The 11,712-nt window shown below is 58.9% G+C and carries 10 protein-coding genes; 1 reads left to right on the forward strand and 9 read right to left on the reverse strand.

All coding sequences use genetic code 11. The annotated features are described in order from the left end of the window. Window positions 1-9: 9 nt before the first annotated feature. The 3 genes from folP to rlmE all read right to left on the reverse strand — a co-directional run bounded on the left by folP (window position 10) and on the right by rlmE (window position 3,615). Entirely contained in the window at window positions 10-861 is an 852-nt protein-coding gene (folP, locus tag ACZ89E_RS18455) for a dihydropteroate synthase (RefSeq protein ID WP_149657642.1), read from the reverse strand. Between the two features lie 8 nt (window positions 862-869). Beyond that, entirely contained in the window at window positions 870-2,783 is a 1,914-nt protein-coding gene (gene ftsH / locus ACZ89E_RS18460; RefSeq protein ID WP_149657643.1) for an ATP-dependent zinc metalloprotease FtsH, read from the reverse strand. Between the two features lie 202 nt (window positions 2,784-2,985). Beyond that, complete coding sequence (rlmE, locus tag ACZ89E_RS18465) at window positions 2,986-3,615, reverse strand: 23S rRNA (uridine(2552)-2'-O)-methyltransferase RlmE (protein WP_020299918.1); 630 nt, start codon at window positions 3,613-3,615, stop codon at window positions 2,986-2,988. Between the two features lie 105 nt (window positions 3,616-3,720). Here rlmE and ACZ89E_RS18470 point away from each other — a divergent pair, with 105 nt between their 5' ends. Beyond that, complete coding sequence (locus ACZ89E_RS18470) at window positions 3,721-4,029, forward strand: YhbY family RNA-binding protein (protein ID WP_008005472.1); 309 nt, start codon at window positions 3,721-3,723, stop codon at window positions 4,027-4,029. Between the two features lie 9 nt (window positions 4,030-4,038). On the opposite strand, the gene ACZ89E_RS18475 is transcribed toward ACZ89E_RS18470, so the two are convergent. From ACZ89E_RS18475 to dnaJ, 6 genes are all read right to left on the reverse strand, one after another. Beyond that, on the reverse strand, window positions 4,039-4,443 hold the full coding sequence (locus tag ACZ89E_RS18475) for an MFS transporter (protein WP_149657644.1): 405 nt from the start codon (window positions 4,441-4,443) through the stop codon (window positions 4,039-4,041). A 28-nt stretch (window positions 4,444-4,471) separates the two neighbouring features. Then, window positions 4,472-4,948, reverse strand: coding sequence for a transcription elongation factor GreA (gene greA, locus ACZ89E_RS18480; RefSeq protein WP_054050053.1), 477 nt, complete (start codon window positions 4,946-4,948; stop codon window positions 4,472-4,474). After that, complete coding sequence (gene carB / locus ACZ89E_RS18485) at window positions 4,945-8,166, reverse strand: carbamoyl-phosphate synthase large subunit (RefSeq protein ID WP_123516477.1); 3,222 nt, start codon at window positions 8,164-8,166, stop codon at window positions 4,945-4,947. The genes greA and carB overlap by 4 nt, the downstream gene beginning before the upstream one ends. A gap of 117 nt (window positions 8,167-8,283) precedes the next feature. Next, entirely contained in the window at window positions 8,284-9,420 is a 1,137-nt protein-coding gene (gene carA / locus ACZ89E_RS18490; RefSeq protein WP_463259374.1) for a glutamine-hydrolyzing carbamoyl-phosphate synthase small subunit, read from the reverse strand. A 259-nt stretch (window positions 9,421-9,679) separates the two neighbouring features. After that, the gene (gene dapB, locus ACZ89E_RS18495) at window positions 9,680-10,486 is read right to left on the reverse strand and encodes a 4-hydroxy-tetrahydrodipicolinate reductase (protein WP_133838474.1); all 807 of its coding nucleotides are present in this window, start codon (window positions 10,484-10,486) and stop codon (window positions 9,680-9,682) included. A gap of 9 nt (window positions 10,487-10,495) precedes the next feature. Beyond that, window positions 10,496-11,620, reverse strand: coding sequence for a molecular chaperone DnaJ (gene dnaJ / locus ACZ89E_RS18500; protein ID WP_476256188.1), 1,125 nt, complete (start codon window positions 11,618-11,620; stop codon window positions 10,496-10,498). Window positions 11,621-11,712: the final 92 nt, after the last annotated feature.

An 11,712-nucleotide genomic window follows, 5' to 3' on the forward strand; every position in this document is an offset into this window, starting at 1 on the left:
CCATCATTCTTATTCGGCTGATTCTACTGCGGCGATCATTCGCACCACATCGACTGTTTCGGCCACATCATGGACGCGCAATATACGCGCGCCCTTGACCGAAGCCAGCGCTGCGAGCGCCAGACCACCAAAAAGGCGCTCTCCGACCGGACGATTCAACGCCAGACCAATCATGCTCTTTCGCGAAACCCCGACCAACAGGGGCCGCCCCAAGGCATGGAGAGCCTCCATATGTTTGAACAAGCTTAGATTGTGCTGCAGGCTTTTTGCGAAACCGAAACCCGGATCAAGGATGATCCGCTCGGCCGGAATCCCCACTGACGCACATTGCGCCATGCGCTCGACGAGAAACTCGCCAACCTCTTTGGTCACGTCCTGATACTGCGGGTTGTCCTGCATATCGCCCGGCTCGCCGAGCATGTGCATCAGGCACACCGGGAGACCGGTGGCCGCCGCTGCATCCAGGGCGCCATCACGCCGCAAGGCGCGCACGTCATTGATCAACCCTGCCCCCAGTCGCGCGGTTTCGCGCATGACTGCCGGCGTGGAAGTATCGACCGAGATAATCACATCCAGCTCGCGATTGATGCGCTCGACAATCGGCGCAACACGTTCGAGCTCTTCAAGCGGCGAAACCGCCCTGGCGCCCGGTCGAGTCGATTCGCCACCTACATCAATCAGCGTCGCGCCAGCCGCTACCATCGCTTCAGCGTGACGCAGCGCCGCATCGAGCTGGCTGTATCGGCCGCCGTCGGAAAAGGAATCGGGAGTGACATTGAGAATGCCCATGACATGCGTATGGGCCAAATCAAGAACCCGGTTGCCGCAAGGCAACCGGGTCAGGGACTGAACAGAAGTCATTTCAAACCTTAAACGTCAGCAGCCGGACCGCCGATCGGTGTTTCCGGACGAGGATCCTGCGCCACCGGAGGTGTTCCGGAGGAACCTGCCCCACCACCCGACCAATCGCGTGGCTCGCGAGGCGTACGGCCGGCCATGATGTCGTCGATCTGGTCAGCATCGATCGTCTCGTACTTCATCAAGGCATCAGCCATAGCATCGAGCTTGTCACGGTTATCCGTGAGAATCTGCTTGGCCGTGCCGTAGCACTGATCAATGATGCTGCGCACTTCGGAGTCAATCAGCTTGGCTGTCTCACCGGAGAAGCTTGCGCTCTGACCGCCACCGCCACGACCGAGGAACACTTCGCCCTCTTCTTCGGCGTACATCAACGGACCGAGTTTTTCCGACAGACCCCACTTGGTCACCATGTTCCGTGCAATCTGGCTGGCACGCATGATGTCGTTGGAAGCACCCGTGGTAACGCCGTCAAAGCCCAGGGTCATCTCTTCGGCGATACGGCCACCGTACAACGAGCAGATCTGACTGATCAGTGCACGCTTGGACAGGCTGTAGCGATCTTCTTCCGGCAGGAACATGGTCACACCCAGCGCACGACCGCGCGGAATGATCGACACCTTGTAGACCGGATCATGCTCAGGCACGACGCGACCGACGATTGCGTGGCCAGCTTCGTGGTAAGCGGTGTTCTGCTTCTCTTTCTCGGACATGACCATCGATTTGCGCTCGGCGCCCATCATGATCTTGTCTTTGGCCAGTTCGAACTCTTTCATCTCGACGATGCGCTTGCCGGTACGGGCTGCGAACAACGACGCTTCGTTCACCAGGTTGGCCAGGTCAGCACCGGAGAAGCCAGGAGTGCCACGAGCGATCACGGCTGGAGCGACGTCGTCACCCATTGGCACTTTGCGCATGTGGACCTTGAGAATCTGCTCACGACCACGAATGTCCGGCAGGCCGACCACAACCTGACGGTCGAAACGGCCGGGACGCAGCAATGCAGGGTCAAGGACATCCGGACGGTTGGTGGCGGCAATGACGATGATGCCGTCATTCATTTCGAAGCCGTCCATCTCAACCAGCAACTGGTTGAGCGTCTGCTCACGCTCATCGTGACCGCCACCCATGCCGGCGCCACGATGGCGACCAACGGCGTCGATTTCATCGATGAAGATGATGCATGGCGCGTGTTTCTTGGCTTGTTCGAACATGTCGCGAACACGGCTTGCACCGACACCCACAAACATTTCAACGAAGTCGGAGCCGGAAATGGTGAAGAACGGCACCTTGGCTTCGCCGGCAATTGCCTTGGCGAGCAAGGTCTTACCGGTACCCGGAGGACCTACCATCAGCACGCCGCGAGGAATGCGGCCGCCGAGGCGCTGGAACTTGCCCGGATCGCGCAGGAACTCGACCAACTCGCCGACTTCTTCCTTGGCTTCGTCGCAACCGGCAACGTCACCCAGGGTAGTTTTTACCTGATCTTCGGAAAGCAGACGCGCCTTGCTCTTGCCGAAGCTCATCGGCCCGCCCTTGCCACCGGCACCGCCCTGCATCTGCCGCATGAAAAACATGAACACGGCGATGATCACCAGGATCGGGAAGCTTGCGACCAGGAGTTGAGTCCAGATGCTTTGCTGCTCAGGCTGCTTGCCTTCGACCACAACGTGGTTGTCCACAAGATCGCCGATCAGGCCATTGTCCTGGATTGCCGGACGAATGGTCTTGAAGCTGTCGCCATCGTTGCGCTTGCCGGTAATCACATAGCCATCCACGGCTACGCGCTCGACCTTGCCATCCTTGACCTGCTGGATGAAGTCGGAATAGTTAAGGGTCTGCGGCTCGTTAGGGCTGGAGAAGTTGTTCATCACCGTCACCAGGACAGCCGCGATGATCAACCACAGGATCAGATTCTTTGCCATATCGTTCAATTAACTACCCTCTGAAGCAAGCTCCGCTACTGGCGCGCGCTTCGCATGATATTCACCGGCCTAACTTACTACATTACCTACGACTCTGGCAGGCGCCGTCTGTAACCCTTTGTGAAACACTTTCTACACAATATTCGCTAATGCTCACGGGGCGAAATACGAAAATCCTATCGACCCGCGAAAAAACCTCGATTTACTCACTACGGCCGCGGTAGCCCCAAGCCAGCATGTATTGCTCGCGGGAACTGCCACGGGAAGAGTCCGGCTTGATCATCTGGACCTTGTCGAATTTCTGACGAGCGTCCTTCACGTAAGCATCAAACCCTTCGCCCTGAAACACCTTGATCACAAAATTACCACCCGGTTTGAGTATCCGAGCCGCCAGATCAAGAGCCAGCTCGCAGAGAAACATGGCTTTCGGCATGTCCACTTCAGGCGTACCACTCATATTGGGGGCCATATCGGAAATCACAAGGTCCACCTGCGAATTACCAACGGCTTCAAGGATCTGAGCGAGCACGTCGTCCCGGGTGAAGTCACCCTGGATGAAAGTCACGTCCGGAATGCTGTCCATCTCCAGGATGTCCGAGGCGATCAGACGCCCCTGACCACCGATCAGCCGACTAGTGACCTGCGACCAGCCGCCGGGCGCCGCTCCCAGGTCGACAACACTCATACCTGGACGGATCAGTTTGTATTTCTCCTGGACCTCCAGAAGCTTGTAACTCGCACGCGAACGGTAACCATCCTTCTGCGCCTGCTTCACATAGGGATCATTGACATGTCTTTGCAGCCACTTAAGGCTTGTCTTGGAACGGGCCACGGGCCACCTCGAAAATAAAACGGGTCGTGATTAACTGGGCGGTCCCGGACTCGCTCGGGTAAACTGGCCGCCGCTTTTTACAAGATCAGACGCAGGGGTCAGATTATGCCGCTCACTCAAGAGCAGAAGAAACAGTACAAATCCATTGGCCACCATCTGAAACCAGTTTTGACTGTGGCTGATAACGGTTTGACTGAAGGTGTGTTAGCCGAACTTGAACGCGCGTTGGCGGATCACGAGCTGATTAAAATCAAGCTCAACATCCTCGATCGCGAGTCGCGCTTGGCCAACATTGCAGAACTGTGCAAGGTCGGCAAAGCGGACCTGGTTCAGGTCATCGGCAAGATGGCACTGATTTACCGCAAGAACTTCAGCGTCAACAAGCAGCTGTCGAACGTCCATCGCTTCAAGTGATGGCAAGGGTCAAGGGTGTGCTTCGCGCACCCTGCCACTCCATCCAGGCACCGGTTGCAACACCAGCACCAGCCCGGAAAACCCCAGAACAAGATAGCTGAACGTTTCCCAGCGCACCGCCTCCGGCCAGCCCATGCGCACGATGAAAAACATCCCGCACGCATACAACGCCATCAACAGCAGTTGCCCGCGAATATCCCGCCATAGACTGACAAGGCCCTCGGCCTGAATCAGCACCAAAGCCTGAAAAATCACACACGCTGTGGCGAAACCGACCATCAGCGCATCCAGCATGCCTGTAATTTCGTCGATCAGCAGCGGTGCCAGGCCAATTTTGCCCAGCACCGGCAGCAAACCGATGTGCAACAACCACAAGCCGCCGACCCACAGCATCTGAGTCAACTGCCAAAGCATGACGCCCGCACGCAGCGGGCGCCTTCTTTCAGATGTGGCGGACTTCGACAATCTCGTACTCGATAACGCCGCTCGGCGTTTTCACGGCAACCACGTCACCCTCTTCCTTGGCGATCAAGGCGCGAGCCAGAGGCGAACCCACCGAGATCTTGCCCAGTTTGAAGTCAGCCTCGTCCTCACCCACGATGTGGTAAGTAACGGTTTCGTCGGTCTCGACGTTGGCGATTTCAACGGTGGTGCCGAAAATCACTTTACCGGTGTGAGGAATGGTCGTGACATCGATGATCACCGCGTTCTGCATGCGGCCTTCGATGTCACGGATCCGCGCCTCAACCATACCCTGCTGCTCGCGAGCAGCGTGGTATTCGGCGTTTTCCTTCAGATCGCCCAACTCGCGAGCGGTGCCGATGTCTTGGCTGAGCTTCGGACGGACGACCTTGGTCAGGTGAGCGTGTTCTTCTTCCAGGGCTTTGGCGCCCTGGACGGTCATTGGGTATTTGATCATGCCTTCAATCCTGCGTGTAGGTCCTGCAAGCGGCGCACGGTCTTCTCGGGACCGAACTTCAACGCTTCGCAGATAGCTTCGCCAGCAGCAATGGTGGTGGTGCAGTAGATCTTGTGCTGCAAGGCATTACGACGAATGGAGTAGGAATCAGCGATCGACTGACGACCTTCAGTGGTGTTGATGATCAGGGTGACTTCGTCATTCTTGATCATGTCGACCACGTGCGGACGACCTTCGGTCACCTTGTTCACACGACGCACTTTCAGGCCTGCGGCTTCGATCAGCTTGGCAGTGCCGGCAGTGGCAACCACTTCGAAACCCAAGTTGATCAGATCACGCGCCACACCTGCAACCAGTGGCTTGTCGTCGTCACGCACGCTGATGAACGCGGTACCGCCGGTCGGCAGCACTTCGCTGGCACCCATCTGGGCCTTGGCGAACGCTTCGCCGAAGGTGTCGCCCACGCCCATCACCTCACCCGTGGACTTCATCTCTGGGCCCAGGATCGGGTCCACACCAGGGAATTTGGCGAATGGGAACACCGCCTCTTTCACGCTGTAGAAGTTCGGAATGATTTCCTTGGTGAAGCCAATTTCTTTCAAGGTTTTACCAGCCATCACGCGAGCCGCGATCATGGCCAGGGAAACACCGATGCACTTGGACACGAACGGTACGGTACGAGAAGCGCGCGGGTTGACTTCGATGACGTAGATGTCTTCGCCTTGCAGCGCCAATTGCACGTTCATCAGGCCGACAACGCCCAACTCCAGAGCCATTTTCTTGACCTGTTCGCGCATCTCGTCCTGGATGTGGCCAGGCAGCGAGTACGGTGGCAGGGAGCACGCAGAGTCACCGGAGTGAACACCCGCCTGTTCGATGTGTTGCATGATCGCGCCGATCACCACATCGGTGCCGTCGCAAACTGCATCCACGTCCATTTCGATGGCGCAATTGAGGAAGTGGTCGAGCAGCACCGGGCTGTCGTTGGACACTTTCACCGCGTCACGCAGGTAGCGCTTGAGCTCTTCTTCTTCGTAGACGATTTCCATCGCGCGGCCGCCCAGTACGTAGGACGGACGAACCACCAGCGGGTAACCGATCTTGGCAGCGGCACGAATCGCTTCGTCTTCGCTGCGCACGGTGGCGTTTGGCGGCTGACGCAGGTTCAGGCGCTCAACCATTTGCTGGAAGCGCTCGCGGTCTTCGGCGCGATCGATGGCGTCAGGGCTGGTGCCGATGATCGGTACGCCGGCTTCTTCAAGGGCTCGCGCCAGTTTTAGCGGGGTCTGGCCGCCGTACTGGACGATCACGCCTTTTGGCTTCTCGACGCGGCAGATTTCCAGCACGTCTTCCAGGGTCACTGGCTCGAAGTACAGGCGATCGGAGGTGTCGTAATCAGTGGATACGGTTTCCGGGTTGCAGTTGACCATGATGGTCTCGTAACCGTCGGCGCGCAGGGCCAGTGCCGCGTGTACGCAGCAGTAGTCGAACTCGATGCCTTGGCCGATACGGTTAGGACCGCCGCCGAGGATCATGATCTTGTCGCGGCCCGTCGGCGCGGCTTCGCACTCTTCCTCGTAGGTCGAGTACATGTAGGCAGTGTCGGTGGCGAACTCGGCCGCGCAGGTGTCAACGCGCTTGTAGACCGGGAACACTTCGAGCTTGTGACGATGGCGACGCAGGTTTTTCTCGGTCACACCCAGCAGCTTGGCCAGACGCATGTCGGAGAAGCCCTTGCGCTTGAGCTTGAACATCATGTCGCGGTCGATGCTGGCCAGACCCAGGGTCTTGACCTTCTCTTCTTCCTTGATCAGATCTTCGATCTGCACCAGGAACCATGGATCGATCATGTTCATGCCGAAGATGTCTTCGACCGACAGGCCGGCGCGGAAGGCGTCAGCCACGTACCAGATACGCTCGGCGCCTGGCACGGTCAGTTCGCGCTTGAGCACGCTCATGCTTTCCGGGTTGCTCAGGTCGAGCTTCTCGTCCAGGCCGCAAACGCCCACTTCCAGACCGCGAAGGGCTTTCTGCAGGGATTCCTGGAAAGTCCGGCCGATGGCCATGACCTCACCGACCGACTTCATTTGAGTGGTCAGGCGTGCGTCGGCTTTCGGGAATTTTTCGAAGGCGAAGCGTGGCAGCTTGGTGACGACGTAGTCGATCGACGGCTCGAAGGACGCAGGCGTAGCGCCGCCGGTGATTTCGTTCTGCAACTCGTCCAGGGTGTAGCCGATCGCCAGCTTGGCAGCGATACGCGCGATCGGGAAACCAGTGGCTTTCGAGGCCAGCGCCGAAGAGCGGGATACACGCGGGTTCATCTCGATCACGACCATACGGCCAGTGTCCGGGCAAATGCCGAACTGGACGTTGGAACCGCCGGTTTCCACGCCGATTTCACGCAGTACCGCCAACGAGGCGTTACGCATGATCTGGTATTCCTTGTCCGTCAGGGTCTGTGCTGGCGCAACAGTGATCGAGTCACCGGTGTGCACACCCATCGGGTCGAAGTTTTCGATGGAGCAGACGATGATGCAGTTGTCCTTCTTATCGCGGACAACCTCCATCTCGTACTCTTTCCAGCCGATCAGGGATTCGTCGATCAGCAGCTCTTTGGTCGGCGACAGGTCCAGGCCACGGGCGCAGATTTCTTCGAACTCTTCGCGGTTGTAAGCGATGCCGCCGCCGGTGCCACCCATGGTGAAGGACGGACGGATGATGCACGGGAAGCCAAGCTTCTCGAGCACTGCGTTGGCCTCTTCCATGCTGTGGGCGATACCCGAGCGCGGGCAGTCCAGGCCGATGGATTTCATCGCCTTGTCAAAGCGCGAGCGGTCTTCAGCCTTGTCGATGGTGTCAGCGTTGGCGCCGATCATCTCTACGCCGAACTTCTCCAGAACGCCTTCGCGCTCCAGGTCCAGTGCGCAGTTCAGGGCAGTCTGGCCACCCATGGTCGGCAGCAGCGCGTCCGGACGCTCTTTCTCGATGATCTTGGCAACGGTCTGCCACTTGATCGGCTCGATGTACGTGGCGTCGGCCATGTCCGGGTCGGTCATGATGGTCGCTGGGTTGGAGTTCACCAGGATGACGCGGTAACCCTCCTCGCGCAGGGCTTTGCAGGCCTGGGCGCCGGAGTAGTCGAATTCGCAAGCCTGGCCGATAACGATCGGGCCAGCGCCGAGAATCAGGATGCTTTTTATGTCTGTACGTTTTGGCATGGGTTTGTCACTCAAATCCGCAGGTCAGTCGGCAAGCCGTCTTGTCAATCTGTTAAGCCTTGAGGGGGTCGCTGGTGTCAGGACCTCCCTCAAGCTTTGCTGCATCAGTGCCAGCGATTAGCGTCGCTTGGCCATTTCGTTGATGAAGCGATCAAACAGAGGCGCTACGTCGTTCGGGCCAGGGCTGGCTTCAGGGTGACCCTGGAAGCTGAAGGCGCTCTTGTCGGTACGCTCGATGCCTTGCAGGGTGCCGTCGAACAGCGATTTGTGGATCGCCCGGACGTTGGCTGGCAGGGTCGCATCGTCTACCGCAAAACCGTGGTTCTGGCTGGTGATCATCACAACGCCGGTGTCCAGGTCCTGGACCGGGTGGTTGGCGCCGTGGTGGCCGTGGCCCATTTTCAGGGTCTTGGCGCCGGAGGCCAGGGCCAGCAGTTGGTGACCGAGGCAGATGCCGAACACCGGAATCTCGGTTTCGAGCACGTCCTTGATCGCCTGGATTGCGTAGTCGCAAGGCTCCGGGTCACCAGGGCCGTTGGACAGGAACACGCCGTCCGGCTTCAGCGCCAGAACGTCAGCAGCAGGAGTCTGGGCTGGCACCACGGTCACACGGCAACCGCGCGCGACCAGCATGCGCAGGATGTTCAGCTTGACGCCGTAGTCGTAGGCCACCACGTGGTAAGGCAGCTCGGAGGCGTCGATGGTCGCGTGGCTGTCGGTTTTCAAGTCCCAGACAGTCGAGCGCCACTCGTACTTCTCTTTGGTGCTGACGACTTTCGCCAGGTCCATGCCCTTGAGGCCTGGGAAGCCCTGGGCAGCGGCGATGGCGGCTTCTTCGGAGATGTTGTCGCCGGCCATGATGCAGCCATTCTGCGCGCCTTTCTCACGCAGGATGCGTGTCAGGCGGCGGGTGTCGATACCAGCGATAGCCACAACGTTGTTGGCTTTCAGGTAATCGGACAAGGACATCGTGTTACGCCAGTTGCTCGCAACCAGTGGCAAGTCACGGATGACCAGACCAGCGGACCAGACGCGGTCGGACTCGGCGTCTTCCGGTGTAGTACCGGTGTTGCCGATGTGCGGGTAAGTCAGGGTAACGATCTGTTGGGCGTAGGAAGGATCGGTAAGGATTTCCTGATAGCCGGTCATGGCGGTGTTGAACACCACCTCTCCAACGGTCTGACCGTCGGCTCCAATGGCTTCGCCGCGAAAAATGCTGCCATCAGCAAGGGCGAGTATGGCTGGCTTAGTCAAGAAGACCTCCCGTAAATAAAGCCTGAAAGGGCGATCGCAGGTTGTAAAAAAGCGGAGTGACGTATGGACACGTCACCCCGCTTCTTCACCGAATAATTCTGCGCGCTTTTAGTGGACACACTAAAGCTGTAGCTTACAGAAAAAGGCTTTTTTGGTCTACCGCCAATGAGCCTTAAAGGCCGGGGAATGCGACAGGACGTCGCCTGGCAGTGTAAAACCGGGCTCAAACGCAAGGTTTGAACCCGATTTCGGGCGCATCTTAACGCAGGTCGAGTACGTCTTGCATGTCGTAGAGGCCAGGCTCACGCCCATCCAGCCACAATGCAGCACGCACCGCACCCTTGGCGAAGGTCATGCGGCTTGATGCCTTGTGCGTGATCTCAAGGCGCTCACCCTCGCAGGCGAACAGCACCGTATGATCCCCCACCACATCACCACCGCGAACCGTGGCAAAGCCGATGGTTTCGCGCTCGCGAGCGCCGGTATGGCCTTCACGACCATAAACCGCAACCTTCTGCAGATCACGATCCAGTGCGCTGGCGATGACTTCACCCATGCGTAGCGCCGTGCCGGAAGGTGCATCGATCTTATGCCGATGGTGCGCTTCGATGATTTCGATATCCGCCTCATCGCCCAGCACACGAGCCGCCATGTCGAGCAGCTTCAATGACAGGTTCACACCCACACTGAAGTTAGCCGCGAACACGATCGGAATATCCTTGCCCGCCTCGGCCAGCAACTGCTTCTGCGCCGCGTCCAGCCCGGTCGTACCGATCACCATGGCTTTGCCCGCCTTGCGGCAGAACGCCAGGTTTTTCAGCATGACTTCCGGCAACGTGAAGTCGATCAACACATCGAACTCTTCAGCCACCGCTTCTACATGCCCGGACAACGGCACACCAATACGCCCCAAGGAAGCCAGCTCCCCGGCATCCACGCCAATCAGCGTGCTGCCAGGGCGCACGATGGCCGCCGTCAGACCGGTCAACGGTGCGCGTTGCTGCACCGCTTCGACCAGGATTTTGCCCATGCGCCCGGCAGCGCCCATCACCGCAATACGTCGCATGTTCACTCCTTACAAATCGCCGAAGAAGCGCTTCACGCCTTCGAACCAACCGGTGGTTTTCGGCGAATGGCTGTTGTCGTCCGCCAGGGAGCTGCGGAACTCTTCGAGCAATTCACGCTGACGACGACCCAGGTTGACCGGGGTTTCCACCGCCACGCGACACATCAAGTCACCCGCACCGCCGCCACGCACCGGCGCAACGCCTTTGCCGCGAACACGGAACTGTTTGCCGGTCTGGGTCCCTTCCGGGATTTTCAGTTTGACCCGACCATCGAGGGTCGGAATCTCCAGCTCGCCGCCCAATGCCGCGTCGACGAAACTGATCGGCACTTCGCAGAACAGATGCTTGCCGTCGCGCTGGAAGATCGCGTGCTCGCGCACGTTGATCACCACGTACAGGTCGCCAGTTGGGCCACCCTGGGCGCCCGCCTCGCCTTCGCCAGACAGGCGAATGCGGTCACCGGTATCAACACCGGCCGGCACTTTGACGGAAAGGGTTTTGTACTCTTCGACGCGACCTTCGCCGTGGCAGGAGTCGCACGGATCGGAAATGATCTTGCCCTGGCCATGGCAGCGCGGGCAAGTCTGCTGCACCGAGAAGAAGCCTTGTTGCATACGGACCTGACCGATACCGCCGCACGTCGGGCAGGTGATCGGCGAGGAGCCTTTCTTGGCCCCCGAACCGTCGCAAGGCTTGCAGTTGACCAGTGTCGGAACGCGGATATTCACGGTCGTGCCACGCACCGCTTCTTCCAGGTTCAGCTCCAGGGTGTAACGCAGGTCGCTGCCGCGCTGAGCGCCGCCACGAGAACCACCGCGACCACCACCGAAGAAGTCACTGAAGACATCGCCAAAGATATCGGAGAAGTTCTGACCGCCAAAACCGGGACCGCCGCCACCCATGCTCGGGTCGACACCGGCATGACCGTACTGGTCGTAAGCCGCGCGCTTGCTGGAATCGGACAGCACTTCGTAGGCCTCGTTGGCCTCCTTGAACATGTCTTCCGATGCTTTGTCATCGGGATTACGGTCCGGGTGATGCTTCATCGCCAGGCGACGGTAGGCCTTTTTCAGGTCTGCTTCGCTTGAGCCGCGCTCAACACCCAATACTTCGTAATAGTCACGCTTTGCCATAAGTCTTTGCACTCTTAAGGACGTTCGGCAAACCCCTCCTGAGCTTCGCCAAACTCGTTGAGCCCCAATACAGGCCCGGACCCAACTCACGT

It is taken from the genome of Pseudomonas sp. TE3899, from assembly GCF_056279105.1.